23 protein-coding genes and 2 pseudogenes are annotated in these 25,898 nt (G+C 58.1%); 8 read left to right on the top strand and 17 right to left on the bottom strand.

What is annotated here, in order from left to right; genetic code table 11:
* Positions 1-28 precede the first annotated feature (28 nt).
* From J3P75_RS14740 to J3P75_RS14720, 5 genes are all read right to left on the bottom strand, one after another.
* Positions 29-1,006, bottom strand: coding sequence for a 2-hydroxyacid dehydrogenase (locus J3P75_RS14740; RefSeq protein ID WP_434707205.1), 978 nt, complete (start codon positions 1,004-1,006; stop codon positions 29-31).
* 12 nt (positions 1,007-1,018) lie between these two features.
* Positions 1,019-2,317: an MFS transporter gene (locus J3P75_RS14735; RefSeq protein ID WP_203417838.1), complete on the bottom strand. Its 1,299-nt coding sequence runs from the start codon at positions 2,315-2,317 to the stop codon at positions 1,019-1,021.
* 58 nt (positions 2,318-2,375) lie between these two features.
* Positions 2,376-3,401 carry a sugar kinase gene (locus tag J3P75_RS14730; RefSeq protein WP_434589040.1) on the bottom strand — a complete coding sequence of 342 codons (1,026 nt, stop codon included), beginning with the start codon at positions 3,399-3,401 and terminating at the stop codon, positions 2,376-2,378.
* A complete protein-coding gene (locus J3P75_RS14725; protein WP_434707204.1) occupies positions 3,394-4,176 on the bottom strand; it encodes a sugar phosphate isomerase/epimerase family protein in 783 nt (260 codons plus the stop codon). The genes J3P75_RS14730 and J3P75_RS14725 overlap by 8 nt, the downstream gene beginning before the upstream one ends.
* 151 nt (positions 4,177-4,327) lie before the next feature.
* Positions 4,328-5,356 carry a LacI family DNA-binding transcriptional regulator gene (locus J3P75_RS14720; RefSeq protein WP_434707203.1) on the bottom strand — a complete coding sequence of 343 codons (1,029 nt, stop codon included), beginning with the start codon at positions 5,354-5,356 and terminating at the stop codon, positions 4,328-4,330.
* 213 nt (positions 5,357-5,569) lie between these two features.
* On the opposite strand from J3P75_RS14720, the gene J3P75_RS14715 reads away from it, so the two are divergent.
* From J3P75_RS14715 to J3P75_RS14705, 3 genes are all read left to right on the top strand, one after another.
* Positions 5,570-6,373, top strand: a complete 804-nt coding sequence (locus J3P75_RS14715) for a hypothetical protein (protein ID WP_434707202.1) — start codon at positions 5,570-5,572, stop codon at positions 6,371-6,373.
* 29 nt (positions 6,374-6,402) lie between these two features.
* Positions 6,403-8,496 (top strand): hypothetical protein, encoded by a 2,094-nt coding sequence (locus J3P75_RS14710; protein WP_434707201.1) that lies wholly within the window; start codon positions 6,403-6,405, stop codon positions 8,494-8,496.
* A 279-nt stretch (positions 8,497-8,775) separates the two neighbouring features.
* On the top strand, positions 8,776-10,953 hold the full coding sequence (locus tag J3P75_RS14705; RefSeq protein ID WP_434707200.1) for an autotransporter outer membrane beta-barrel domain-containing protein: 2,178 nt from the start codon (positions 8,776-8,778) through the stop codon (positions 10,951-10,953).
* A 54-nt stretch (positions 10,954-11,007) separates the two neighbouring features.
* On the opposite strand, the gene J3P75_RS14700 is transcribed toward J3P75_RS14705, so the two are convergent.
* From J3P75_RS14700 to J3P75_RS14685, 4 genes are all read right to left on the bottom strand, one after another.
* The gene (locus J3P75_RS14700; protein ID WP_434707199.1) at positions 11,008-11,496 is read right to left on the bottom strand and encodes a hypothetical protein; all 489 of its coding nucleotides are present in this window, start codon (positions 11,494-11,496) and stop codon (positions 11,008-11,010) included.
* A 216-nt stretch (positions 11,497-11,712) separates the two neighbouring features.
* Positions 11,713-12,354, bottom strand: a complete 642-nt coding sequence (locus J3P75_RS14695; RefSeq protein ID WP_434707198.1) for a DUF1345 domain-containing protein — start codon at positions 12,352-12,354, stop codon at positions 11,713-11,715.
* A gap of 245 nt (positions 12,355-12,599) precedes the next feature.
* Positions 12,600-15,698: a multidrug efflux RND transporter permease subunit gene (locus J3P75_RS14690; protein WP_434707197.1), complete on the bottom strand. Its 3,099-nt coding sequence runs from the start codon at positions 15,696-15,698 to the stop codon at positions 12,600-12,602.
* Between the two features lie 15 nt (positions 15,699-15,713).
* On the bottom strand, positions 15,714-16,871 hold the full coding sequence (locus tag J3P75_RS14685; protein WP_434707196.1) for an efflux RND transporter periplasmic adaptor subunit: 1,158 nt from the start codon (positions 16,869-16,871) through the stop codon (positions 15,714-15,716).
* A gap of 288 nt (positions 16,872-17,159) precedes the next feature.
* Between J3P75_RS14685 and J3P75_RS14680 the strand changes: the two genes are divergently transcribed.
* Both J3P75_RS14680 and J3P75_RS14675 read left to right on the top strand, forming a co-directional pair.
* Positions 17,160-17,861 carry a response regulator gene (locus tag J3P75_RS14680; protein ID WP_434707195.1) on the top strand — a complete coding sequence of 234 codons (702 nt, stop codon included), beginning with the start codon at positions 17,160-17,162 and terminating at the stop codon, positions 17,859-17,861.
* A gap of 4 nt (positions 17,862-17,865) precedes the next feature.
* Positions 17,866-19,167: an ATP-binding protein gene (locus J3P75_RS14675; RefSeq protein WP_434707194.1), complete on the top strand. Its 1,302-nt coding sequence runs from the start codon at positions 17,866-17,868 to the stop codon at positions 19,165-19,167.
* A 392-nt stretch (positions 19,168-19,559) separates the two neighbouring features.
* On the opposite strand, the gene pncA is transcribed toward J3P75_RS14675, so the two are convergent.
* From pncA to J3P75_RS14655, 4 genes and pseudogenes are all read right to left on the bottom strand, one after another.
* Positions 19,560-20,186, bottom strand: coding sequence for a bifunctional nicotinamidase/pyrazinamidase (gene pncA, locus J3P75_RS14670; RefSeq protein WP_434707193.1), 627 nt, complete (start codon positions 20,184-20,186; stop codon positions 19,560-19,562).
* Between the two features lie 162 nt (positions 20,187-20,348).
* A pseudogene (locus J3P75_RS14665) lies at positions 20,349-20,687 on the bottom strand (transcriptional regulator); the annotation flags it as partial.
* Complete coding sequence (locus J3P75_RS14660) at positions 20,687-21,157, bottom strand: RNA polymerase sigma factor (protein WP_434711303.1); 471 nt, start codon at positions 21,155-21,157, stop codon at positions 20,687-20,689. The pseudogene J3P75_RS14665 and the gene J3P75_RS14660, both read right to left, overlap by 1 nt.
* A gap of 53 nt (positions 21,158-21,210) precedes the next feature.
* Positions 21,211-21,411: a hypothetical protein gene (locus J3P75_RS14655; RefSeq protein WP_157720854.1), complete on the bottom strand. Its 201-nt coding sequence runs from the start codon at positions 21,409-21,411 to the stop codon at positions 21,211-21,213.
* A 159-nt stretch (positions 21,412-21,570) separates the two neighbouring features.
* Between J3P75_RS14655 and J3P75_RS14650 the strand changes: the two genes are divergently transcribed.
* A complete protein-coding gene (locus J3P75_RS14650; RefSeq protein WP_434707192.1) occupies positions 21,571-22,344 on the top strand; it encodes a class I SAM-dependent methyltransferase in 774 nt (257 codons plus the stop codon).
* A gap of 57 nt (positions 22,345-22,401) precedes the next feature.
* Here J3P75_RS14650 and J3P75_RS14645 read toward each other — a convergent pair whose 3' ends face one another.
* Positions 22,402-22,740, bottom strand: coding sequence for a DUF2834 domain-containing protein (locus J3P75_RS14645; protein ID WP_434707191.1), 339 nt, complete (start codon positions 22,738-22,740; stop codon positions 22,402-22,404).
* A gap of 249 nt (positions 22,741-22,989) precedes the next feature.
* Here J3P75_RS14645 and ilvA point away from each other — a divergent pair.
* Positions 22,990-23,985 (top strand): annotated as a pseudogene (gene ilvA, locus J3P75_RS14640) (threonine ammonia-lyase, biosynthetic); the annotation flags it as partial.
* Between the two features lie 24 nt (positions 23,986-24,009).
* Here ilvA and J3P75_RS14635 read toward each other — a convergent pair.
* Positions 24,010-24,315 carry an NIPSNAP family protein gene (locus tag J3P75_RS14635; protein WP_434707190.1) on the bottom strand — a complete coding sequence of 102 codons (306 nt, stop codon included), beginning with the start codon at positions 24,313-24,315 and terminating at the stop codon, positions 24,010-24,012.
* A 21-nt stretch (positions 24,316-24,336) separates the two neighbouring features.
* On the bottom strand, positions 24,337-24,822 hold the full coding sequence (gene eco, locus J3P75_RS14630) for a serine protease inhibitor ecotin (protein WP_434707189.1): 486 nt from the start codon (positions 24,820-24,822) through the stop codon (positions 24,337-24,339).
* A gap of 364 nt (positions 24,823-25,186) precedes the next feature.
* Here eco and J3P75_RS14625 point away from each other — a divergent pair, with 364 nt between their 5' ends.
* Positions 25,187-25,456, top strand: coding sequence for a DUF1652 domain-containing protein (locus J3P75_RS14625; RefSeq protein ID WP_434707188.1), 270 nt, complete (start codon positions 25,187-25,189; stop codon positions 25,454-25,456).
* Here J3P75_RS14625 and J3P75_RS14620 read toward each other — a convergent pair.
* A complete protein-coding gene (locus J3P75_RS14620; RefSeq protein WP_434707187.1) occupies positions 25,453-25,851 on the bottom strand; it encodes a hypothetical protein in 399 nt (132 codons plus the stop codon). The genes J3P75_RS14625 and J3P75_RS14620 overlap by 4 nt on opposite strands.
* Positions 25,852-25,898 lie beyond the last annotated feature (47 nt).

Below are 25,898 nucleotides of genomic sequence, written 5' to 3'. Positions count from 1 at the left end.
GATGAGGCCAGAGCGGGCAATGTAGATCTCAGCCCTGCCACGCCGATGGATTCACCAGATTCGCCGGCTTCTCCCCAGCCAACGCCGCCAGCAGATTCTCCACCGCACACCGCGCCATCGCCTCGCGCGTTTCATGCGTCGCCGAACCCATGTGCGGCGTCGCCACCACATTGTTGAGCTGCAACAACGCCGAGTCATGACCGAGCGGTTCACGCTCGAACACATCCAGCCCCGCCGCACGAATGCGCTGATGACGCAGCGCCTCGATCATTGCCGCCTCGTCGACGACCTTGCCGCGCGAAATATTGATAAAAATGCTCTCCGGGCGCATCAAGGCAAACTGCTCGGCGCCGATCAACTTCTCAGTCTGTGCCGTCAGCGGTAAGGTCAGGCAAATGAAATCCGCCTGTCTGAGCAAGTCCTCGAGGCTGCGGTATTGCGCATCGAAGCGCTCCTCGACCGCCGGTTTGCGCGACTGGCTGTGATAGATCACTGGCATGCCAAAACCGAAATGCCCGCGCTGGGCCAGTGCCTCGCCGATGCGGCCCATGCCGATGATGCCGAGCGTCTTGCCATGTACATCGGTGCCGAAATGCGCCGGGCCGATGTTGCGGCCCCACTGGCCGCTGCGCACCATGTTGGCCAGTTCGACCACGCGCCGCGCCGCTGCGAGAATCAAGGCGAAACCGGTGTCGGCGGTGGTTTCGGTGAGCACGTCCGGGGTGTTGGTCAGCATGATCCGGCGGCGGCAGAGGTAGTCGATGTCGTAGTTGTCGACGCCGACCGACACGCTGGCAATGGCTTGTAGCTGCGGGGCCAGATCAAGCAACGCGGCGTCCAGCTTCAAACTCGCACCGAGCAAACCGTGAGCGCGGGGCAGGGCGTCGCGCAGCTGCATGAGGCCGTCGGCGTCGAGGCTTTCAATCAGCGTCACTTCGAACTGCTCTTGCAGACGCGCCATCAGCGCGGGCGAGAGTTTCTTGTACAGCACGACGTGTTTTTTCATGACAAAGTCCTTTCAGGAATGCGCCGGCACGCGTGGCGTGGCAACGGCTTTGGCGACGACGCGGTCACTGGCGCCGGGCTTGAGAAAAATCGTCAGCACCACCGACAGCAGCAACGCACCGCTCATCAACAGATAGGAGGCGCCGGGCGAACCGGTGGAGCTGTTCAGATAACCGACCAGATACGAGCCGCCGAACGAACCGAGCGCGCCCATGCTGTTGATCAGCGCCATGGCGCCACCAGCGACGTTGGCCGGGAGGATCTCCGGGACGATCGCGAAAAACGGCCCGTACGGCGCGTACATGCAGGCGCCGGCAATCACCAGCAACGTGTACGACCACCAGAAATGTTCCGCGCCGAGCGCGTAGGAGCCGTAGAACGCGATGGACGCGATCAGCAGCGGTGGCCAGACGAAGCGTTTGCGCTTCTGCAATTTGTCCGAACCCCACGACACCGCGAGCATGCCGATCACCGCCGCCAGATACGGCAGCGCCGACAGCCAGCCAGCCTCGATCATGTCCATTTTCGCCCCGGCCTTGAGGATCGACGGCAGCCACAACACGAAGCCGTAGACGCCGATGCTCCAGCAGAAAAATTGCAGCGCGAGAATGATCACCTTCGGCGAACGGAACGCCTCGGCGTAGTTCTTCACCGCTTTGATGCCGACTTGTTCCGCCGCCAGGGCACTTTCCAGATCATGCTTTTCCTGATCGCTGAGCCACTTGGCCTGGGCCGGACGATCATCGGCCAGACGCCACCAGATGAATGCCCAAAACACCGCCGGCAACCCTTCGATGATGAACATCCAGCGCCAGCTGAAGTGCTGCACCAGATAACCCGAGACCACCGACATCCACAGCATCGTCACCGGATTTCCGAGGATCAGAAAGGTGTTGGCCCGCGAACGTTCGGCACGGGTGAACCAGTGGCACAGATACACCAGCATCGCCGGCATTACAGCTGCCTCGACTACGCCAAGCATGAAGCGGATAACGATCAGCCAGTACGCGTTGGAGACCACACCCGTCAGGGTCGCGAGGCCGCCCCAGAGGATCAGGCTGACGAAAATCAGCTTCTTGACGCTGTGCTTTTGCGCATAGACCGCGCCGGGCACCTGAAAGAAGAAGTAACCGAGAAAGAACAAGGCACCGAGCAGCGAGGACAGGCCCGGGGTGATCATCAGGTCTTCGGCCATGCCGGAAGCGGCGGCGAAGCCATAGTTGGCGCGATCTAGATACGCCAGGCTGTAGGTGATGAACACGATCGGCATGATGTACCACCAGCGGCGGGTGGCGAGGGTAGCGTTTTTCATGGTCTTGCTCCTGAGCTTGTTGTTTTTGTCGCAGCAGGTTCAAACAATGGGCAGCCTGTCAGGGCCTCATCGCCCGCAGGCTGGCTCCCACAGAGTTAGTGGTCGACACAATCCCCATGTGGGAGCCGGCCTGCTGGCGATCGGCGGCCTCGAATTCACCGGATAATTCCAGGCGGGTAGGGAGGCCCTCCATATCCCCACGACTCTGCACCGCCCGACTGCCAATCCAGTTCGCGCGCTGCACCGCTTCGGGAACACTCTGATGCTCGAGCAGGGCGCTGATCAGACCCACCGCAAAACCATCACCGGCACCGACCGTGTCAACGACCTGGGCCACCGGTACGCCAGCGATAAAACCCTGATCGAGCTGCGTGCGGTAAAAAGCGCCTTGCGGCCCGAGCTTGATCGCCACCGCTTCGGCGCCTTGGTCGAGATAGAACGCGGCAATGTCCGCCGGGTCTTCAAAACCGGTCAGCAAACGGCCCTCGCTCAGCCCCGGCAAAACCCAATGGGCGAGGGCGGCGAGGCGGTTGATCTCGCTGATCATCTCGCGCTCGCTGGCCCACAGGCTCGGGCGCAGATTGGGATCGAAGGAAACGCTGTGCCCGGCATGGCGCATGCGGCTCATCAATTCAAACGACAATTCCCGCGCCGTGGCCGAAAGCGCGGGCGGAATACCGGTGGCGTGCAAATGGCGAGCGCTGAGCAAGTCTGCGGTGATCGATTGCGGCGACAAGTGACTGGCCGCCGAACCGCGGCGGAAATACTCGACCTGCGGGTCGCTGCCATCGTCATTGCGCGACTTGAACTGAAAACCGGTCGGATGCTGTTTATCAACGTCGACATGGCTGCAGTCGAGACCCTCCTTGATCAGGGTTTCGACCACGAAGCGCCCGAGGGAATCATCACCCACCCGGCTCAGCCAGGTGACATTGAAACCCAACCGCGAAAGCCCGATGGCGACGTTGCTGTCGGCACCGGCAATGCGTTTGTGAAAGTGTTCGACGGCTGCCAGATCGCCGCTCTGCTCTGCGACCAGCATCGCCATGGTTTCGCCGAACGAAAGAATATCGATCTCAGACATGGGCAGGCTCCAGACGCGATTGGCCGAGGCGGGCGAGGGCGGCGACATGCTCGGTGGTCAGTTGCAGCAGATCATCGCCCTGCAAGGGATATTCGGCCGCGCGCATAACGCCTTGGGCCATGTGCCGCAGCAGTTGTTCCCACAGATGCAGGTCGCTGACGGCGGGTGGTACCGCGACCAGTTTGCCGTCGGTGCGACGGGCTACGGCTTTGCAGTGCACATAACCGACATGTCGGCCGAGCAGGCGCGCAGCGCTGGCGGCGGACTGGTCCTGCCACTGCCAGTTGCCGATGTCGAAGGTCATTTTGATGGGCAGGTTGTGCTGCTCGACCGCCGCGAAAAAACGCTGAAACGGTTCGATACGCCCGCCGTACAGGGTCTGATCGTTCTCGACCAATAGCTGCACCGAGGTTTGCCGGAGACGTTCGGCCAGGGCTTGCAGATCGTTGGTATCGGTGAAGTAGCCGAGGGAGACTTTCAGCCATTTCGAACCGAACGCTTCGGCCTGTCGCAGCGCGGTAATCAATTCGGGATTGGGCTGCGCCTGCCCGGCCAGCCACAGTTCGGTCGGTGAGGAATAAATGCTTTGCAAGCCCTGCGCCTGGGTGGCCGCCGCCAATTGCGCCGGGTCTTCGCGGGTCAGCAGTTCTTCACGCCACTCAATGCGATTGGCCCCGGCCGCGGCCAGAACGTCGATGAAAGAGTCTTGCCCACGCTGGCGCACAAGCTCGGCGCCGTAGCTGGAGAGACTGATGGAAACGGCAGGTTTATTCATTGTTATTGACCTCTGAAACCGGTTTCATTTTGGTTCAAAAAAATATCGGTGAATTCTGTGTTGTTCTTGCGGGCGCCTTCGCGAGCAGGCTCACTCCTACAGGTGACCGCGTTCCAAATGTAGGAGCGAGCCTGCTCGCGAAAGCGTCAGCTCAAACACCGCCAACCCCGCGGGTAGACCCACGCTCAACCAGCACCGGCGCAAAATCCACCACCCGCGCGGCCTCATCATCCCCACGCAAACGCTTGAGCAGACACTCAAACGCCCGAGCGCCAATCTCCTGCGTCGGCTGCGCGAGCGCGGTAATCCCGCTGCCCACCAACGGATACCAGTCCAGATCATCCAGAGCGATCAGGCCGACATCCTCGAACAACCGCGAGCCGATCGCCCGCAATGCCGTGGTGGCCGTCAGTGCCGCCACGCCATTCGCGCAAAACAACGCTTTCGGCCCGTTACCGGGTGTGCTTAAAAATGATTGAAGTTGCCCTTGCAGGTCAGCGCCGGTTTCCAGCACTGCCCCGGTAAGGCCCGGACGCTGCGCAATCTGCGCCTGAAAGCTGCTGACGCGCTCGATCCGCGAACTGGTGCCGTCATACGGTTCGGTGACCAACACCAGATCGCGATAACCGCGTTGCTCAAGATGTGCCAACGCCATTTCTACTGCCTGCGGATTGTTCAGTCCGACCATATCGCTGTCGAGGCCGGCAACTTTGCGATCCACCAGCACCATCGGCATCTCGCGATGGAGTTCATGCAACTCGTCACGGTGATGGCCAAGAGTATTCACAATCAGCCCTTCGATGTTGTACGAGCGCAACAGTGCCAGGTGCTGGCGTTCCTGCTCGTCATCGCGATCGGTGTTGCACACCACCAGGCTGTAGCCGTGCGCACGGCAGGCGGTTTCCACCCCGTGCATCACGGCAATCGAATAAGGGTTACGGATATCGGCGACCAGCATGCCGATCAGGCGCGTGCGCCCGCGTTTCAGGCCGCGAGCCATCTGGTTGGGGCGGTAGCCGAGTTCGCTGATGGCCTGCTCGATGCGGAGGGCAATAGCGTCGGAGAGGAGGGCGCGGTCATCGCCGATGAAGCGCGAGACGCTGGCCTTGGATACGCCGGCGCGCTCGGCGACGTCGAGCATGGTGACGCGGCTGCGTTGGGCCACGGAGAAGTCGTTCATGGATGAGCCTTGTTGTTATGGGTCTAACTCTGAAACCGGTTTCAGGAGATACGATTTAAATGGAAGCCGTCAAGCGCTTTCATACTTTGCCGACGGTGAATTCCGACGGGCGGTCAACTTACCTGTCAGATCTGACAGTAGGCAGTTTGGCTGACAAGACGTTTAATTCTTTTGAACGTTTTTAGCAGTTACCAACGTCAAAGGGCTCGATATATGTCCAAGAAACGTCCGCTGAACTTCAAGCCTCCGAAGGTCATCGGAGTGGAAGATGCCGATATTGACCCGGACGGTTATATCCCGCTGCATTTGTTAATGGCAGGCATAGATGTGGTTGTTCCTCTCTGGCCGAGTTATGCAACATTGCCAGGCGATAGAGATCTTTTAACCGTATATTTCCAGCAGCCAGGACAACCACTGGTCGAAATTGAAAATACGTACACGCCAGCGGACATTGAACCGCAATTCATTATTCATATCGGTGCCCAGCACCTGCAAGTAAACGGTGTAGGTCAATTATGGTATTTAGTCCTCGACACTGTGGATCACCCCTCCATGTCGGAGCGCCGTAATCTGACTATTGACCATACGCCTATTCCAAATGATCTTAAGAGGCCTGATTGTCCAGACAAAAATTTCGATGGTTATCTCAATTGCTCTACTGACCCGCCGTTGTGGGAGGGCGTTCGAGTGTCTGTTCCTCCCTTGACTGGGTTCAAGCCAGGCGATCGAGTCGAATTGCTATGGAGGGGATATAACAGTTTGAATGGAAGCGGCGTGGAGTATGTGAGAGCTCGCAAAAAACATATACGCGCCCGATTGAGCGAGGCAGATATAAAAGATGGATACGCTCTGCTGATCGAACCTTACGATGTGCATATACAACCGATGGTAGCGAATGCATCGGCCGTTATTCAATATCGAATTTTTCGAGGTCGCAGACTCGTCGGAATATCCAGGAATGAGCTGGTTAAAATAGATCGGATTGAAGCAGGCGAAGAGTACCCATGCGGGCCGTAAAGGCATGGAGCGAACGATGGTCAATAGCAATGCTTGATAAAACAGTAAAAAAAGATTCGCCTAATGGCAAACGCATGGAGAAAATCATGAACGCTATAGTTGAAAAGGCCAACCTGTCCAGACAGGCGGTGTTGAAAGCGAAATCCACGGTAGATAACGCCCCTGAAGCGTTACTGCCGCCTGTTACCTTACCTGCACAGACATTGCTTCCTGATTTGCGCATTCCGATCGCCTCTCTGGTCAGTGATCTGGATTATCTGATTCCAAAGCCAACACTTGAAGACGATAAGGATGGAATTCAACCGCAGATTCGTAAAAAAGGTGATACAACATGGATTGATGTTATTGATTCAGCAGATCCAGACCATCCATACATTATGCCAGGCATTGTCGCTGACCGAGACTGGACAGTTCCGTATAAGATCCGGCGCAGCCTGTTCAGGGAGGAACTTACTCCCGAAACGCCTACAGAGTGGGAGTTTCGTTACATCTACTTTGCCGGGGGGACTAATGATACCGAGTCCGAATTAACCACCTTCGCGATCGATCTCACACCTCCCTATGTAGTCAAAACCCCACCGGCCAATCGCATTCCTGGCGCTCCAACGTGGCCTGCCGATCTGGGACCAAGTGATCCGATCGACGAGGCTTACCTGGAAGGCAAGACTCATATCATCGTCAAGCCCGTAATTCCCGCAAACTACCAAGCGACTGATGTTTACAAATTCTTCTTCGGCCCTGCGCCCGATCCAGGTCGTGATGCTCCAGTCTTTGAGGGTGTGCTTTCGGCGAATAATGATGCTGCAATTCCCATTCAAGTATTTGTCGACGCTCTCGACGGTCCTAATCAGCTTATTTATACGTCCAGAGATCTGCCGGGGAACCAAGGACGCCAATCCAACTTTAGTCAGCGCACCGTTCAGCATGCGAAAGACCCCGATCCAAGCACGGTACAGCCACCAATCGTGACGTTGGCCAACGGTACAGACGGCGACAATTTGATCGATCTTGCAGATACACAGTTTGATTCGAACGGCGTGGAGTTCAAGGTCAAGGTCCCCACCCCAAATGCCGGAGCCGACACCATCTTGGGTTTCTGGGGTGGACAACAGGCGGGCAACGAGCAGCGAGTCGGTGCCAACACCGAACTGACGTTTTACGCCCCTTATGCTTTGGTCCAACAGGTCTATGGCGATACCGATGGCATCGTTGATACCAATGTCAGTTTCCGAATGTTTCGTGGTGCGAGAGAGTTGGCCAGCGCGGACGTCGATATCGATGTAGATATTTCATATATCGGTCCGGATCCGATCACCATCGGTCTTGATCCGCCAACGCTGACAACAACTGCTGGCAGTGACGACGAAATCAAGGAAGGCGATTACGGCGATACTGCGATCACTGCGCGTATCAAACTTTTTGCTGCGCCTCCGACGGAAGAAGGCTGGGTGATCGATTTGTTTTACGACGGCATCAAGGTCGGTGACACGATCCCTTTAACAACAGGCCAGGAGAACACCACCATCAGTCGCGTCATTCCTTGGACCCTTGTCCACGCTCAAGGAAGTGGAACCAAAGTTCTACGGTATACCCTGTACATTCCTGGGGCGACTAATCCTACTCAATCGAAACCGAAAGATATCCCGGTGGAACCTTTCCCGATTGAAATGGCTGCACCGATCATTTTGGGCCTGGCCGGACCGGCACGAAGGGTTGGTTGCTCTACCTTGAACTTTCCCACCGCGACCGTTCCCAATGATGGTACGGCGAGACGAAACTTGCAGGTGCGTGTATTGCCAAATACCTATACGGTCGATGGGGAAACCATTACTGTCAAGTATCTAGCATACGCATTAAATGACCCTACGAAGCCGATTCCCGATGCCGATGCAGTGGCTACGTTTCCTATTACTGGCCAATTTCCCGTAGATGGAGCAATTATCGGGATTGGCGATTGGGCTGAGGACTTCAAACCGGCGCATCTGCAATCGTGCCAGGTTACTTATTCTATCAGTCGCACGGGTGGCAATCCGACCCCCGACTCTCTGCCTGCTTTAAACTCACTGGATCTGGACGACAGTGCGGGCAAGTATTGTGATGAGTTTATTACCCCTAGTCCATGATTGTTAACTGATCACAGGGGCGCTGGAGGCTAGTTCATAGTCGCCCCTGTTTTATTAATATTCGGAATCAAATCATTTGGCCCTAAAGCGTTTTCTCGCGCCATCTGAGGATAAGTCCTACATAAATTTTTGAGTCTTCTCTATAGCCTTGCACCCCTAGGAGTGGCGAGAACTGCCATTTCAAAATTCAAAAAGCAGGTATTCATTATGCGGGGTCAGTCATTATCGGGTTCAGGCCGTTCACGGCGTTACATGGTTTTGAGCCCTTTGTTGTTGCCAATGTTGAGTACCTTCGCCAGTGCGGCACCGGTCGTAGGGCGGGAGGAAACGGTCACCGGCGGCACGCCGGAACGATGGGATCTTGCTCAAAATGCCACGCTCACGGTCAACGGCGCGCAGACGCTGGCCATCACCTCTGAAAATTCTACGTTGATCGCCAATCCCGGGAGTACGACACAGCAGATATCCGCTCGCAAGGGGTCGACGGTCAACCTGCAGGGCACGACTGTTTCAGCTACGAGTGGCTTGGCGGCCGTTTTCTTGAGCAGCAGTCAAGCAACTATCGACAGCAGTACGATTACCGGAAATCGGGTTGGACTCCAAGTGGTGCGCGATGCCAGCACACACGACGGCTCCAGCGTTTCTGTGACCAATGGCACGAAGGTCACCGGCGTGACCGGGGGAGCACTGGTCAGTGCATTCAGTGTCCTGAACCTCGCCGATTCCGACCTTCTCGGTACCGGGGCTAGCAGTTACGGCCTTCGGCTGAGCAGTGGTCAAGCAAATGCCCGCAACAGCACAATCGTCGGTGGTCGGGAAGGTGTCGTCATCGACTTCGACCTCAATCAGGTCCAGCCCGCGACGTTGAGTCTTGAGAACACTACCGTGCATGGCCAGACCGGCGCAGCGATTTTGGTCAACTTTGCCAATGCCGCGGATTCGACGGCTGCAATCACGTTGACCAACTCTCGTCTGCTCGCGGGCAATGGCACACTAATGGATGTCCGAGGCGGCGCAAATGCTTCACTGGTGGTCAACGACAGTACGCTTGATGGTGACATCGTCACAGAGCAAGGCAGCACCACGCAATTGACCCTGCAAAATAACTCGACGCTCACCGGCCAGTTGCAAAATGTGGCCAGTGCCACGATCAACGACAGTTCCCGATGGGTACTGACGGGTAACAGCAGTATTGACCAGCTGAATCTTAATAACGGTGGCTCGGTTGTCTTCGGTGGCACTGACGCGTTTTATCAACTTAACGTTACATCTTTGTCTGGCAATGGCCGCTTTGTGATGGGCACGAACTTCACCACGGGTGAAACGGACGTGTTGAAAATCACCGGCACCGCCCAGGGAACACACGAACTGCTGATCGCCAGCAGTGGAATCGACCCTGCTAGCGGACAACCTGTGCGGGTGGTGCAAACGGCGGGTGGCGACGCCGAGTTTTTCATGAATCGCGATGTCGATCTCGGAACATATTCCTATGGTCTGGCGAAAAGCGGCAACGATTGGATACTCGATCCGACTACCCGGACCATCAGCCCAGGGGCTCGTTCCGTGCTCGCTCTATTCAACACGGCATCGACGGTATGGCTGGGCGAGTTGACTTCGTTGCGTACTCGTATGGGGGAGTTGCGCTTCAATGGAGGTCAAGCCGGCGCCTGGGGGCGGACCTACACAAACAAATACAACATCGCCGATGGTTCGGGTGTCGGCTATCAGCAACGGCAGAGCGGGTTTACTTTAGGGGCGGATGCGCCGCTGCCATTGGGCGATGGCCAATGGTTGGTCGGGGTCATGGCAGGTCAAAGTCAATCCGAACTCGATCTCGACGCAGGTACCTCCGGGAGCGTGAACAGCTACTATCTTGGCGGCTATGTGACCTGGCTGGATGCACAAACCGGTTATTACTTCGATGGTGTGCTCAAGGCCAACCGCTTCAATAATGATGCGAAGGTCGGGCTGAGTGATGGAACGCGAGCCAAGGGCGATTACGACAATTCCGGGTTCGGTGGCTCAGTGGAAATCGGCAAACACATTGCTTTTGCTGGCGGAAACTTCCTCGAACCTTACACGCAATGGTCAGCCGTGATTATTGAGGGCAAGGACTATTCCCTAAGCAATGACCTGCAGGCAGAAGGGGACCGTACACGTTCATTTATCGGCAAGGCCGGCGTCACCGCCGGCCGAAATATAGAACTGGATAAGGGGCGCACGGTACAACCTTATATTCGCCTTGCCTGGGCTCATGAATTTGCAAAGAATAACGAAGTTCAGGTTAATAATAATGTATTCAATAATGATCTCTCCGGTTCTCGTGGTGAACTGGGGGCTGGCGTCGCTGTAGCACTGGCGAAATCTTTCAGTGTGCACGCCGACTTCGAATACAGTAATGGGCAATATATTGAACAGCCCCTGGGCGCCAACATCGGTTTTCGCTATACGTGGTAAGCACGAAAGATAAAAAAGGAAGCGAAAGCTTCCTTTTTTTTTGCAATTATTTGCTTATGCGGCCAGAGACCGGTATCCACGCAGCTTTACGATGTCTCCTTTTGCTGAGAATTTAATCTCGAGGACAAGTTCCTTGAGTACATCATCGTCCCGGTTCTCCAACACGACATTGTCCAGGTTCCCGGAAAGAGTAGCTGATTCAGGATCATAGGCGATGATGGCTGCACCTGACCTCTGAGTATAAGTCAGAGGGTTGTCCGGGTCGCTGGTGTCGAGAAATGTCAGGCGTACCTCATGGGATTGTGGTGTCAGTTCGTACCGGTCATTCGCCAGTCCCTTGGTGAAGGAAAGAGTGATTTCCTTAGTCGTGAAATTCGAGTTGCGCTTACGAGCAAACATTACATAGGCCTCACCATGAGGCAGCGGGAAGGTATGCTCGTAGAGTTCAACCAGGCTCGCGTTAAACACCTCGACGGCGTTGATTGTCCCTACACATTCACCGGTGCCGATTGCATTTCTACGTTTCAATATCTTGTTGGTCATTTTGCGGTCTCCATGTCATGACGAGATATCCCGCGATCAAAGGAAACTTTCGGGATGAGCTATCAGAGCGCTAATGAGACGAGCTGTAAACTGTCAGACCTGACAGTTTACAGCGGCTCGAAAGTATGATTTAAAGTTTCGTTAGCGGTGATGTAGTCTTTCTGAACGAAGCAATGGAAACAGGTATAAATGAGTGAGTGGAATTGGTGAGAATGATCAGCCAAACAATCCCGCCGCGATATTTATGGAGAATCCCAAAATCGCCGTGTTGAATACAAATCCTATCAACGATTGTGCCAGAACGATTTTTCGTATTTGCCGAGTCGCCACGCCGACATCGGCCGTCTGTACCGCCACGCCAATAGTGAAAGAGAAATAAAGAAAGTCCCAATAATTCGGGGTGGTCAGCCCTTCGGAGAAACGCAGCGCTGGCTCCTTGCCGTTCCAGGTGTAAAATAACCTCGCGTAGTGGACACAGAAAATCACCCCGATCAGCAGCCATGAACCGATCACTGTCAGTGCTGTGAAACCGTAATGCATGAGCTTGCGCGTGGTTTCCAGATCTCTGGCCCCGGCCAACTCAAAGGTGATGGTCGCAAGGCTGGCCAGTGCGGCAATGCACACCACAAACAGCACCAGACCAGCATTTTCGTCTTCGACTTCAGCGATGCGTTTGACGTCCGGTGCCTTGGCGCGCACGGTCAGCCAGAACATCAGCGCCAAGTAAGTCCATACACCGGCATTCCAGCCGATGAGGATTTTGCTGATGATGGAGTCGGCGGGCACCAACAAACCGGTGGCGAGGCCGAAGAGGGAGGCGGCGGAGAGACGCGGGTGAGTGCGGGCGAGGAGTTGCATGGAGGCTCGGCGGGCGGGTGAGGTTCCGACACCTTAGCCCAGCGATGGCGGACATGACTACAGGCTCAGGTTTCAAGAAGATCCGTGTAAGAACCGGACTGCCAGATAGCGATACAGCATTCAGGATTCATTGACTGAAAGTCAGCTATCGCCAGCAGGCTGGCTCCCACAGTGGATTGAGTTTCGGCATAAAGATTGTGCCGGGTTTGCTGGCCTAATCACTGATAGACCAGATTCTTCAGGTGTTAGTGGTGTTTGGTGAATCGTTGCACGAGCTTGATGACAATGACAAAGAATACCGGCACGAAGATCACCGCCAGTGTCGCGGTAATCATCCCACCGATTACCCCGGTACCGATCGCTTGCTGACTCGCCGAGCTTGCGCCCGTGGCGATGGCCAATGGCACCACGCCTAGAATGAACGCCAGCGAGGTCATCACGATCGGCCGCAACCGCAGGCGTGCTGCCTGTAACGTTGCATCGACCAGGTTGTGGCCTTCGTCATACAGGCGTTTGGCGAACTCAATGATCAGGATCGCGTTTTTCGCCGACAGGCCGATGATGGTGATCAGGCCGACCTTGAAGAACACATCGTTGGGCATGCCGCGCAGCGTCACGGCCAACACCGCGCCGAGCACGCCTAGCGGCACGACCAGCAACACTGAGGTCGGAATCGACCAGCTCTCGTACAGCGCCGCCAGACACAGAAACACCACCAGCAACGACAAACCCAGCAGGATCGGCGCTTGGTTACCGGACAAGCGTTCCTGCAACGACAGGCCGGTCCATTCCTGGCCCAGGCCTTTCGGCCCCTGCGCAACCAGACGCTCGATTTCCGCCATGGCTTCACCGGTGCTGTGCCCCGGTGATGGTTCGCCGGAAATCGCAATCGCCGGATAGCCGTTGTAGCGCGTCAACTGCGCCGGGCCCTGAATCCAGTTGGCCTGCACGAATGCCGACAGCGGCACCATGTGCCCGGTGTTGTTGCGCACATGCATTTTCAGCAGATCGGCGACCTGGCTGCGTTGATCGCCTTCTGCTTGCACGACAACGCGCTGCATCCGTCCCTGATTGGGGAAGTCATTGATGTAGCTCGAGCCCACCGCAGTCGACAGGGCGTTACCTATGTCCGCGAAGGAAACGCCCAGCGCGTTCGCCTGTTTGCGATCAACGACTAGCTGTACTTGCGGCGCCTCGGCCAACGCGCTCTCACGCACGTTCATCAATATCGGACTTTTCTCAGCGGCGGCGAGCAATTCACTGCGCGCCTGCATCAAGGTCGCATGACCGAGCCCGCCACGGTCCTGCAAACGGAACTCGAAACCGCTCGATGTACCCAGGCCATCTACTGGCGGAGGAAGGACCGAAAACGCCATGGCGTCTTTGATTTCACTCAGGGCGATGTTGGCGCGATCGGCAATTGAACTGGCGGAGTCTTCACTGCCGCGCTGTGACCAGTCCTTCAATGTCGAAAACGCCAGTGCCGCGTTCTGCCCGCTACCGGAGAAACTGAAACCGAGGATCACCACAGTGTCGCTGATACCCGACTCGCCAGCGTTATGTGCTTCCAGCTGCTCAGCCACGGCCACCGTACGATTCTTGGTCGCACCGGGCGGCAGTTGAATGTCGGTGATGGTGTAACCCTGATCTTCTACCGGCAAAAACGAGGAGGGCAGGCGCGCAAAACAAAAGCCCAGTCCGAGCAGCAGTACGACGTAGATCAGCAGATAACGGCCGCTGCGTTTCAATGCAAGGCCGACCCAGCCCTGATAGCGGTCAGTCAGTTGCTCGAAGCGCCGGTTGAACCAGCCGAAGAACCCGGTCTTTTCATGATGTTCACCTTTGGCAATTGGCTTGAGCAATGTGGCGCACAACGCCGGGGTCAGCGTCAGCGCCAGGAAAGCCGAGAACAGGATTGAGGTCGCCATCGACAACGAGAACTGCTGGTAAATCACGCCGACCGAGCCTTGCATGAACGCCATCGGAATAAACACCGCTACCAGAACCAGCGTGATGCCGATGATTGCGCCGGTAATCTGGGTCATTGCCTTGCGCGTGGCTTCCTTCGGCGACAAGCCTTCGCTGGCCATGATCCGCTCGACGTTCTCCACTACGACAATGGCGTCGTCGACCAGAATGCCGATCGCCAGCACCATGCCGAACATGGTCAGCACATTGATCGAGAAACCCAGCGCGAGCATAGTCGCGAAGGTGCCCATCAGTGCCACCGGCACTACCAGCGTCGGGATCAGCGTGTAGCGCACGTTCTGCAGGAACAGGAACATCACCGCGAACACCAGCAGCATCGCTTCGCCGAGGGTGTAGACCACTTTGGTGATCGAAACCTTGACGAAAGGCGAGGTGTCGTAAGGGATCTTGTATTCAACGCCCGCCGGGAAATAGCGCGAGAGCTCATCCATCTTCGCCCGCACCAGTGTTGCGGTGTTGAGGGCATTGGCCCCCGGCGACAGTTGTACGCCAACCGCTGTCGATGGCTTGCCGTTCAGGCGTGTGCCGAACTGGTATTCCTGGCTGCCGATCTCGACCCGCGCCACATCACCGACGCGCACGGTGGAACCGTCGCGATTGGCCTTGAGCACGATGTCGGCGAATTCTTGCGGCGTCGATAACTGACCTTTCACCAGAATGGTCGCGGTGATTTCCTGCGACGCCGGTGACGGCAGATCACCGATGCTGCCGGCTGAGACCTGCGCGTTCTGCGCGACGATGGCGGCGTTGACGTCGGCAGGCGTCAGGTCGAAAGCGATCAGCTTCTGCGGATCGATCCAGATGCGCATGGCCCGCTCGGCGCCATACAGCTGCGCCTTGCCGACGCCCTCCAGACGCTTGATCTCGTTCATCACGTTGCGCGCCAGATAATCGCTGAGCGCGACGTCATCGAGCTTGCCATCGCTGGAGGTCAGGGTGATCAGCAACAGAAAGCCGGAAGAGACTTTCTCCACCTGCAGACCTTGCTGGTTGACCGCTTGTGGCAGGCGAGACTCGACCACTTTGAGGCGGTTTTGCACGTCGACCTGTGCCAGCTCCGGGTTGGTACCTGGTTGGAACGTGGCTTTGATCGTTGCGCTGCCGAGGCTGCTTTGCGACTCGAAGTAGAGCAGATGATCGGCGCCGTTGAGCTCTTCCTCGATCAGGCTGACCACGCTTTCATCGACGGTCTGCGCCGAGGCGCCGGGGTACACGGCGTAGATTTCGATCTGCGGCGGCGCGACATCAGGATACTGCGCCACCGGTAATTGCGGGATGGCCAGCGCACCGGCCAGCAGGATAAACAGCGCGACGACCCAGGCGAATACCGGGCGATCGATAAAGAACTGCGGCATGAAAAAGCGTCCTGCTTACTGACCCGAGGTCTGGGCAATGGGAAGAGGGCTGTCGTCGATCTGCACGGTTTCGCCGGGACGGGCATGTTGCAGGCCTTCGACGACGATGCGGTCACCGGGCTTGAGGCCGCCGGTGACGATCCAGCGATTGTTTTGCACCGCACCCAATTGCACCGGTTGCTGGGCAATGCGCATCTGTGCGTCGACCGTCAGCACCTGGGCAATGCCGGCGCTGTCACGCTGCACGGCGCGTTGCGGCACGGTGATGCCCTTGGCGATCGTGGCCTGCTCCAGGCGTACGCGAATGAAACTGCCCGGCAGCAAGTCGAGATCGGGGTTGGGGAATTCGCTGCGCAGGATTATCTGGCCGGTGCCCGGGTCGACAGTAATGTCACTGAACAGCAGTTTGCCGGGCAGCGGATAAAGACTGCCGTCATCCTGGATCAGCGTGGCTTTGACCTGGTCCTGGCCGACTTCCTGCAACTGACCGGAGCGGAACGCGCGGCGCAATTCGTTGAGTTCGCGGGTCGACTGGGTGAGATCGGCGTGGATCGGATTGAGCTGCTGAATCAGCGCCAGCGGCGTGGTTTCGTTCTGCCCGACCAGCGCACCTTCAGTGACCAGTGCGCGACCGACACGACCGGAAATCGGCGCCGTGACGGTGGCGTAGCCGAGATTCAGTTTCGCCCGTTCCACCGCTGCTTTATTCGCCGCGACGTCGGCGGCAGTCTGCCGGGCATTGGCACGGGCGTTGTCGTAGTCCTGAGCGCTGATGGCCTTGTCGTCGATCAGCTGCGCATAGCGCTGTTCCTGCAGTTTCGCCTGAAAGGCATTGGCTTCAGCCTTGCGTAGCGCAGCTTCGGCGCTGTCGAGGTCGGCTTTGAAGGGCGCCGGGTCAATGCGGAACAATACGTCGCCCTTTTTCACGTCGCTGCCTTCGCGAAAGGTCCGCTGCAGGACCACGCCGGCGACTCGTGCGCGGACTTCGGCAATCCGTGGCGCGGCAATGCGCCCGCTGAGTTCGCTGCTGAGCGTCAGGGGATGCGCCTCGATCGTCTCGATGCGCACCGTGGCCGGCGGTGCCTGCACCTCGGCGTCCGACGACGAATCACAGGCGCTCAGCGTCAGCCCCAGCGCGATCAGGCCGAGCCAGGCCAGCAGTTTGTTCGACATGTACAACCCCCACTATTGAAGTCCGCATCCTACGGGCAGACGCCGAGATTAGCGGTGAAGCTTTGTAGGTGCTGTGTGAAATTGTGTAAGGGTTTTGCTCGGGGAGGGGTGAGGGCGTATATCCTGCAAACCTTGAAATTTATTGCGACAGATAAAGCATCGCCAGCAGGCTGGCTCCCACAGTGTTACCGGGCGTTCACAAGATCTGTGTTCACACCCAGACCTGTGGGAGCCAGCCTGCTGGCGATAGCGGTCGAACCGTCGCCACAGCACTTTCTGGATCACCCCATGCCCAACATCCTCCTGGTCGAAGACGACACCGCTCTGGCCGAACTGATTTCCAGCTACCTGGAACGCAACGGTTATTCCGTCAGTGTCATCGGCCGTGGCGATCACGTGCGCGAGCGGGCGCGAGTCAATCCGCCGGATCTGGTGATCCTCGACCTGATGCTGCCGGGCCTCGACGGCTTGCAGGTGTGCCGCTTGCTGCGCGCCGATTCGGCGACGCTGCCGATCCTGATGCTCACCGCCCGCGATGACAGCCATGATCAGGTGCTGGGCCTGGAGATGGGCGCCGACGATTACGTCACCAAACCGTGCGAGCCGCGCGTACTGCTGGCACGCGTGCGCACGCTGTTGCGCCGCAGCAGCCTCGGCGAGCCGCAGACGGTCAATGACCGTATCGTCATGGGCAATCTGTGCATCGACCTGTCCGAGCGCACCGTGACCTGGCGCGAGCAACCGGTGGAGCTGTCCAGCGGCGAATACAACCTGCTGGTGGTGCTGGCCCGACATGCCGGCGAAGTGCTCAGCCGCGACCAGATCCTGCAACGCCTGCGCGGTATCGAGTTCAACGGCACCGACCGTTCAGTGGATGTAGCTATTTCCAAGCTGCGGCGCAAATTCGACGACCATGCCGGCGAGGCGCGCAAGATCAAAACCGTGTGGGGCAAGGGCTATCTGTTCAGCCGCTCCGAATGGGAATGCTGAGCTGATGTTTCGCATCCTGTTTCGCCTGTATCTGGTGACGATCGTCTCCTACAGTGCGGCGATCTATCTGGTTCCGGACCTGGTGGTGATGGCGTTCAGAGAACGCTTCGTCACCTACAACCTCGACTATTCGCGCGGACTGCAATCGCTCATCAGCCGCCAGTTTCATGCGGTGCCGCAAGATCAGTGGCCGGCTCTGGCGGCGTCGCTGGACAAGGATTTCCAGCCGTTGCACATTGTTCTGGCGCGCATTGACGACGCCAAATTCACTGATACAGAGCGTGAGCGTCTGCGTCGGGGCGAGAACATCGTGCGCATCGGCGATTGGGGCTGGCGCACACTGGCAGTAGCGCCGCTGAACGACACCACAGCGGTGAAGATGGTGGTGCCGCCGGATCCGATGGACGTCGATCTGCTGTACTGGAGCATCAACGTGTTGATCGGCGCAACATTGCTGGCGTGCCTGCTGATGTGGTTGCGCCCGCACTGGCGTGATCTGGAGCGCCTCAAAGGCACCGCCGAACGTTTCGGTAAAGGGCATCTGAGCGAGCGCACGCACATCGCGCCAAGCTCGAACATTGGCAGCCTCGCGCATGTCTTCGACACCATGGCCGGCGACATCGAAAAGCTGCTCAATCAGCAGCGTGATCTGCTTAACGCCGTGTCCCATGAACTGCGCACGCCATTGACGCGCCTGGATTTCGGCCTGGCGCTGGCGCTGTCCGATGACTTGCCGGCCGCCAGCCGCGAGCGCTTGCAAGGACTGGTCGCGCACATTCGTGAGCTGGATGAGCTGGTGCTGGAGTTGTTGTCCTACAGCCGTTTACAGAATCCGGCGCAGCTACCCGAACAGGTCGAAGTAGCGCTGGACGAATTTATTGACAGCATTCTCGGCAGCGTCGACGAAGAACTGGAGTCTCCCGAGATCGTCATCGACGTGTTGCTGCACGGCCAGCTCGAACGCTTCTCGCTCGATCCGCGCCTGACCGCTCGGGCTATCCAGAATCTGTTGCGCAACGCCATGCGCTATTGCGAGAAACGTATTCAGATTGGCGTGCAGGTCAATGCCGAGGGCTGTGAGATCTGGGTCGACGACGACGGCATCGGCATTCCCGATGATGAGCGTGAGCGGATTTTCGAACCGTTCTATCGACTCGATCGCAGTCGTGACCGGGCTACCGGTGGTTTCGGCCTGGGCCTGGCAATCAGCCGCCGGGCACTCGAAGCCCAGGGCGGCACACTGACCGTCGAACCTTCACCGCTGGGTGGTGCGCGGTTCAGGTTGTGGCTGCCGACGAAAGCCTGAGATTCCAACGCCTCAGATATCAGTGTGCCTTGTGGGAGCGAGCCTGCTCGCGAAGGCGGTCCATGAGCGAAGCATGATTCGACCGATCCAACGCCCTCGCGAGCAGGCTCGCACAGGTTCTGGGTTGCAGCTCTGTTGCGGGTACAACACAAAAAACTGTGGGAGCCAGCCTGCTGGCGATGGCGGCGGGTCAGTCGAATCAACTTTGACTGGTAAACCGCTATCGCGAGCAGGCTCACTCCTACAGGTACTGCGTTTCAGCTCTATTGCGGGCACAACACAAAACACTGTGGGAGCGAGCCTGCTCGCGAAGGCGGTCTAAGAGCGAAGCATGATTCGACTGATCCAACGCCATCGCGAGCAGGCTCGCTCCCACAGAGGGCTTGTGTTGTTCAGGCGAGTTCTGTCGATTGTATCAACTCAACGCCGGCGCTCTGCATCCGCTCAATCGCCGCTGCCAGTGATCCATTCATATCGATTGCCCGACACGCATCCAGCACCACATAAGCATTGAATCCCGCCGCTCGCGCATCCAGCGCAGAGAACATCACACAGAAATCCAGCGCCAATCCGACCATGTAAACGGTATCGATGCCGCGTTCTTTGAGATAACCCGACAGGCCGGTGGTGGTGCAGCGATCGGCCTCCAGAAACGCCGAATAGCTGTCGATCTCAGGATTGCAGCCCTTGCGGATGATCAACTGGGCGTGCGGCAAATCGAGTTCAGGGTGAAACTCGGCGCCGACTGTGCCTTGCACACAGTGCTCAGGCCACAGCGTTTGTTCGCCGTAGGGCAATTGAATGCTATCGAAGGGTTGCTTGCCGGGATGCCTTGAGGCAAACGAAGCGTGGCCCGGCGGGTGCCAGTCCTGGGCAATGACGACCTGGCTGAACTGTCGGGCAAGCCGGTTGATCAACGGCACTATCACGTCACCTTCCGGCACTGGCAATTGCCCGCCGGGGATGAAGTCGTTCTGCACATCGATCACCAATAACACAGTACGGGATGAATCAGGCATTGCGTGTCCTCCTTGAAAACCAGTCGCTCAGCATAGTTCAGGACTGCTCATGCGCCGAGGCGGCTTTTAACGATTTGCCTTGCTTTCAGGTTCTGGCGCAGCGTCGTGCCCGCTCGTGGGCCAGCGCTTGCTTACCGCGTTCCGAGCGGGTAGCGAACACTGGTTTGACCGTGTTGCCTGCCAGCCAAGGAACGCGCGATCGGCCAGGACACCAGCGGCAAACAACGCTGCCGCGGCGACAGCGATGAACCAGCGACGGCTCAGCCTCGGTTTTTCAGGCGAAGGAATCGCGTCCAGCCGCGCCTGCAACCGTTCGCGGGGTGCCTGTTGGGCAAGTTCGTCATAGGCGTTTTGGTAGGGCAGATTGCTGCGGCTGAGCCACTGCACGCGCAGGTTGAGCAACGCATCGTCAGCGATGGCCTGTTCCAGCAGGTTGCGCTGTTCAGCGTCGAGTTCATGGTCGAGCCAGGCGACCAGTTGCTCGTCCGAAGGTGTCTTCATCAGTGGTCAGCCTCGGTAGAGGTCGAAACCGGGTACAGCGGTGGGTATTCAGCCAGTTTCAACCTGGCGGTGGACAGACGGGTCATGACTGTCGCAACAGGCACATGCAGAATTTCGGCGACTTCGCTGTAGGAAAAACCTTCGACGTAAGCCAGATAAACCGTCTCGCGCTGGGTTTCCGGCAAGGCATCGACACGGCGAATGACCTGCGCAGCCATCACGTGGGGTTTCCCGGCAAATGCGTTGTCAGCCTCTGTGCCATTCCGGGCCGGTTCCTGACGCACCCGGCGCGTGCGCACTTCGTTGATCCAGATTGAATGCAACAGGCCCAACAACCATCGTTCCATACGCATACCGGCCAAGTACTGACTCGCACGTCCAAGCGCGCACACGCAGGTCGCGTGCACCAGATCCTCGGCCACATGCCGATTGCGCGACAACAGCAAACCGTAGCGCCACAGTCGCGCCAGATGCTGTCCGAGTTCTGCTCTGAAGGCCTGCTCGCTGATGGCGGCTTCCCTTATCAATGTTCAGGTTGTGATGAATCGTGGACGGCGCTGGTCTGCAACGCGCATTTCTGCGATTTGCTGTCCCAGACCTGACCTTTCGGGCATTCGGGTTTCTGCACCGGCTGGCCTTTTTCTTCGGTGGCCAGCGCCAACGGGCTGGAGATCACCGCGACCAACAGCCACGGGGCGGCGAACATAACGGAACGGATAGTCATGGGCAAGGCTCCACAGAAGGTTGAGTCCGCGCAGGGACAAAACCGGGTGAAATTTTGTTCATTACATTGTCAGTGACTGTTCAGGGTGCGGATAAATTCAAGCGCTATGCTCGGCAGGGTCTGCCGTCGATCCGATGTATTGCCCTAGGGAGCCTTGCCATGAACGATCAAATCCATCATTCAGCAGCGAGCGGTTACAAGACCGCCGCCGACACCTACGTCAAAGGCCGGCCGGACTATCCGCCGCAGGTCAGCGAATGGCTGTCTGCGACCCTGGGTCTGGATGGGCACAAGACCGTCATTGATCTGGGCGCCGGCACCGGCAAGTTCACCGGCCGCCTGGTGGCGACTGGTGCGCAAGTCATCGCAGTGGAACCGGTCGCGCAAATGCTGGGCAAGCTTTCGGATGCATGGCCTGACGTGTTGGCAGTGAGCGGTACGGCGACTGATCTGCCCTTACCGGACGCCTCAGTCGATGCGGTGGTCTGCGCACAAGCGTTTCATTGGTTCGCCAGTGCCGAGGCGTTGAGCGAAATCGCCCGAGTGCTCAAACCCGGCGGCAAGCTGGGTCTGATCTGGAACCTTCGTGATACGCAGGTCAGTTGGGTGCCGAAACTCGATGCGATCGTCAACGCTATGGAGGGCGACACGCCGCGCTATTACACAGGTGCCTGGCGCGAGGCGTTTCCGCATCCGGCGTTTGGGGCGTTAAAGGCCGAACGGTTTCACCATGAGCACAGCGGCTCGCCCGAGGACGTGTTGTTCAATCGGGTGCGTTCGACCAGTTTCATCGCCGCGCTGCCCGAGGCGCAGCGGGCGCAGGTTGATGAACAGCTTCGTGCGCTGATTGCAGCAGAGCCAGAATTGCGTGGAAGAGCCGTGGTAACGGTGCCTTACGAAACCGCCGCGTTTGTCGCTGTGAAAAAGGCCTGACTGTCCATGCCGTTTCCAGGTGGGAGCGGGCCTGCTCGCGAAAGCAATCTGCGCGGATCAGCTCACCCGGGCCAGATCCGCAGCCTTCCTGTTGCGATCGCCAACCCCACGTACCACTAGATACAACAACGGCCCAACCGAAACAAAAACTGCTGTGAGCAGCAAATACGGCACCACCGACCAAAACGATTGCCCGCGCGACCGGGCATCCTTGACCATCCAGACGCCCGCGAGCGTTGCCAGCAAGTACAGATCGATAACAACCTGCGCAGTGTCCGGACGCGACATCAGGCTGATGCCGAAATCGATCAACGACTGTTCGGCCTGGAGCATCACCGAAACGGTGTAACCGCCAAAAGCGAGCAAAGCGGTGAGGGGCAGGGCGATGGAGATCATGCGTGCCTTCCTTGGTGCGATGAGAGAGTCGCCACACTAACGCTTGCGGCTGAATTTGGCCATTGACTCGCCCGCAGCGCGCAGGCTACTTTGCAGCACATGACTTCCACCGTATTGCGCTGCCAGCCAAGCATTATTACCGCCATTCCTCATTTGGCGGGCTAGCTCACGACTGCAGCACCCAACCCGCCCTAGAGGCGGGTTTTCACTTTCTGTCTCCGGGGTTTTGAACAACGTCAGGAGACGACCATGCCGCACAGCCCCGACCAGCAAGCCCTGCTTGAGCACTACGTAAAAAAGATCCTTGCTGCGCCGGTGTATGACATTGCCGTGCGCACGCCATTGCAAGCGGCGCCGGCGCTGTCGGCTGCGCTGGGCAATCGGGTCTTGCTCAAGCGTGAGGACTTGCAGCCGACGTTCTCCTTCAAGATCCGTGGCGCCTACAACAAACTGGTGCAGTTGAGCGAAGAACAGAAAGCACGCGGGGTGATCACCGCCTCGGCCGGCAACCATGCCCAGGGTGTGGCGCTGGCGGCACGCGAACTGGGTATCACGGCGACAATCGTCATGCCGTCCACCACGCCGGAACTGAAAGTGTCGGGCGTGCGCAGTCGCGGTGCCGAAGCGCTGCTGCATGGCGAGAGTTTTCCGTTTGCCCTGGCCCATGCGCTGCAACTGGCCGAACTCAGCGGACGCACCTTCGTCTCGCCATTCGATGACCCCGAGGTGATTGCCGGGCAGGGCACCGTGGCGATGGAAATCCTTCGGCAGCATCAGGGCACGCTGGACGCAATCTTTGTTCCAGTCGGCGGCGGCGGGCTGATAGCGGGAATCGCCGCTTACGTCAAATACCTGCGCCCGGAAGTGCGCATCATCGGCGTTGAATCCGAACACTCGGCGTGTCTGAAAGCTGCGCTGGACGCGGATCAGCGCGTGGTGTTGCCCAGTGTTGGCACTTTCGCCGATGGTGTCGCGGTGGCACAAATCGGCGCGTCTGGCTTCGAAGTCTGCCGATTTTGTGTGGACGAAGTCATCACGGTCAGCAACGACGACCTCTGTGCCGCGATCAAGAATATCTACGACGACACGCGTTCGATCACCGAGCCTTCCGGCGCCTTGGCAGTGGCGGGCATCAAGCAATACGTGGCACGAACGGGTGTGCGAGCGCAGACATTCGTGGCGATTGATTCGGGCGCCAATATCAACTTCGACAGTCTGCGCCACGTCGCCGAGCGCGCCGCGCTGTGCGGCGTCCCGGCCTGATGAAGGTTACGGCAGCATTGGGCGCAGGAAGCTGCGCTCGTAACTGACGATGAATTTCTTCTCCAGAAGATTGGCAACCAGTGCGGTGCTTTGCGCATCAGTCATCGCAATGTGCCGATAGCTTTCGTAGTCTGCCAGCGAGGGAAAGCTGAACAGACAATAAGCGATATTGCTCGCGCCTTCGGAGGGAAGAAAGTAACCATGATGGGTGCCGCCCAAACGCTCGACGATACCGAGCCAGGCTTTGGCGTAATCTTCGAACTCGGTCAACTGATAGGGATCGATGACGTATCTGACGTGGCAGGTAATCAAACCATGCACTCCTTGCTGTGGTTATTCCGGCAGCGCCGTGCCGACTTTTTCAGAGGCCGACCAGATCCGATAACGCACTTCTACGTCGGACGGTGCGTAGACCACAACCGGTAATTTGCTGTTGTAGCGCAGTTTGAAACCGTCACCGATAACCGGCACGAACACGCGTTTCTTTTGCGAACCGGGTGGGCAGGCCATCATCGTGCTCACCGGGCCGCTGACGTTTTCAAGGCGATAGAACGGATAACCCCAGCCTTCAAGATTGTTCTCGACCAGCGCGCCGCCGAGTCGCTGGCGATTGCAGTCGACCTCAAGAGTTTTGCCGGCGAGGATTTCGACCTGGAAGTCTTCTTCCTGCTCTTGCTTGGGCAGATGAATGACCTGGCGGGTGAAGCCGGTTTCAGCCTTTGGGTAAGGCGCGATGTCTTCGAGCTTGGCCGCGTGGGCGAGGGTGGACAGGCTGGCAACAAGCAGCGCGGTTGTCGCATATACGCGTAAAGAACCCATGGAAGCCTCCGTGCGGGTGTCGGGGTAATGGGGCATTCTTGCTGTCGTGGATGCTTAATGCAAATCGGGGCGTACTTGCAAAATGCACTGCTCACGCAGGTCGTTCTTGCATTTTGCAAATAGCAGAATGCTGGCCACTGCGCCAAGTAACTGATTTATAAGGAACGAAAACCAGCCGATCAAAGGCACGCTTTATGCGTTCTATTAGTGCGGCGCACCGGATTTGGGCGCCTACACTCCAATAGGCATTTCGCAGTACCGCCGCTTGACGCACCCAGGGAAACAGCGGGGACACACCCGCGCAGGGGCGCCACGGTCAGCGTGAATACTTGATTGGCATCTCACAGTAAGGAGAGGGTTCGCCATGTTTCTGTCTGCCTTGGAACTACGCAACATCATCGAAAGCAGTTTTCTACCGAAACGCTGCCAATGCACGCTGTCGCCGGATCTGTCGATGACCGTCAAGGTCTTCGGCGATCATCGTACCGATCAGGTTGATCTGCAGGTCAACGGCATCGATGCCAGCCGACTCAACAGCTGCCGCGAAATCAACAATCTGGTCGCGGGGCTTCGCTCCGATCTGGCCCAACAAACTGCGTCGCATCAGAGCACCGTCCGCTCGCGAGCGGTTTAACGCACCGTTTCACCCAGTTCGACCGTCACGCGCCGGGCCTGCACAAAGCCAAGGCCCAGCGCGAACTCGACCAGCACCGCGACCAAAATCCCGGGGCCGGCATGACCGTTGAGCCATTCCGCAAAACCCAGCACCGCCAACCCCAGACAGCCAACGATAAACCCATTGCTCAGCGCATTGCGCCCCAGCGACGGCGGTGCATTGCGCACCAGATAAAACATCATCGCCAACGCCGCAAACAGCACCGCACTGCGCCGCGCGACAAAACCGGCCCCCTCCGAATACTCGACGCTCCAGATCGCCAGCAGCCGTTCGGGGAAAATCCCCCAGGCCAGCGCCAGCACAAAACACAACGAACACGTGAGCCCGGACAACGTGCGAAACGACAACTGCATGGCGAATCCTTGCGGCAGTGAGGACAGCTTCGAGCATAACCGCCGAA

Origin of the sequence: Pseudomonas sp. R1-1 (genome assembly GCF_051132135.1) — a bacterium.
Classification (GTDB): domain Bacteria; phylum Pseudomonadota; class Gammaproteobacteria; order Pseudomonadales; family Pseudomonadaceae; genus Aquipseudomonas.
This window is presented reverse-complemented; position numbering and strand designations above follow the sequence as displayed.

What these genes read in the sequence shown, in the direction of transcription:
- J3P75_RS14675 (WP_434707194.1), top strand. Translation starts at nt 17,866, where the DNA reads ATGTTTCGCATCCTGTTTCGCCTGTATCTGGTGACGATCGTCTCCTAC.
- J3P75_RS14725 (WP_434707204.1), bottom strand. Translation starts at nt 4,176, where the DNA reads ATGAATAAACCTGCCGTTTCCATCAGTCTCTCCAGCTACGGCGCCGAG.
- J3P75_RS14715 (WP_434707202.1), top strand. Translation starts at nt 5,570, where the DNA reads ATGTCCAAGAAACGTCCGCTGAACTTCAAGCCTCCGAAGGTCATCGGA.
- J3P75_RS14625 (WP_434707188.1), top strand. Translation starts at nt 25,187, where the DNA reads ATGTTTCTGTCTGCCTTGGAACTACGCAACATCATCGAAAGCAGTTTT.
- J3P75_RS14690 (WP_434707197.1), bottom strand. Translation starts at nt 15,698, where the DNA reads ATGCCGCAGTTCTTTATCGATCGCCCGGTATTCGCCTGGGTCGTCGCG.
- eco (WP_434707189.1), bottom strand. Translation starts at nt 24,822, where the DNA reads ATGGGTTCTTTACGCGTATATGCGACAACCGCGCTGCTTGTTGCCAGC.
- J3P75_RS14710 (WP_434707201.1), top strand. Translation starts at nt 6,403, where the DNA reads ATGCTTGATAAAACAGTAAAAAAAGATTCGCCTAATGGCAAACGCATG.
- J3P75_RS14620 (WP_434707187.1), bottom strand. Translation starts at nt 25,851, where the DNA reads ATGCAGTTGTCGTTTCGCACGTTGTCCGGGCTCACGTGTTCGTTGTGT.
- J3P75_RS14650 (WP_434707192.1), top strand. Translation starts at nt 21,571, where the DNA reads ATGAACGATCAAATCCATCATTCAGCAGCGAGCGGTTACAAGACCGCC.
- J3P75_RS14735 (WP_203417838.1), bottom strand. Translation starts at nt 2,317, where the DNA reads ATGAAAAACGCTACCCTCGCCACCCGCCGCTGGTGGTACATCATGCCG.
- J3P75_RS14720 (WP_434707203.1), bottom strand. Translation starts at nt 5,356, where the DNA reads ATGAACGACTTCTCCGTGGCCCAACGCAGCCGCGTCACCATGCTCGAC.
- J3P75_RS14685 (WP_434707196.1), bottom strand. Translation starts at nt 16,871, where the DNA reads ATGTCGAACAAACTGCTGGCCTGGCTCGGCCTGATCGCGCTGGGGCTG.
- J3P75_RS14730 (WP_434589040.1), bottom strand. Translation starts at nt 3,401, where the DNA reads ATGTCTGAGATCGATATTCTTTCGTTCGGCGAAACCATGGCGATGCTG.
- J3P75_RS14740 (WP_434707205.1), bottom strand. Translation starts at nt 1,006, where the DNA reads ATGAAAAAACACGTCGTGCTGTACAAGAAACTCTCGCCCGCGCTGATG.
- J3P75_RS14705 (WP_434707200.1), top strand. Translation starts at nt 8,776, where the DNA reads ATGTTGAGTACCTTCGCCAGTGCGGCACCGGTCGTAGGGCGGGAGGAA.
- J3P75_RS14680 (WP_434707195.1), top strand. Translation starts at nt 17,160, where the DNA reads ATGCCCAACATCCTCCTGGTCGAAGACGACACCGCTCTGGCCGAACTG.
- J3P75_RS14655 (WP_157720854.1), bottom strand. Translation starts at nt 21,411, where the DNA reads ATGACTATCCGTTCCGTTATGTTCGCCGCCCCGTGGCTGTTGGTCGCG.
- J3P75_RS14700 (WP_434707199.1), bottom strand. Translation starts at nt 11,496, where the DNA reads ATGACCAACAAGATATTGAAACGTAGAAATGCAATCGGCACCGGTGAA.
- pncA (WP_434707193.1), bottom strand. Translation starts at nt 20,186, where the DNA reads ATGCCTGATTCATCCCGTACTGTGTTATTGGTGATCGATGTGCAGAAC.
- J3P75_RS14695 (WP_434707198.1), bottom strand. Translation starts at nt 12,354, where the DNA reads ATGCAACTCCTCGCCCGCACTCACCCGCGTCTCTCCGCCGCCTCCCTC.
- J3P75_RS14645 (WP_434707191.1), bottom strand. Translation starts at nt 22,740, where the DNA reads ATGATCTCCATCGCCCTGCCCCTCACCGCTTTGCTCGCTTTTGGCGGT.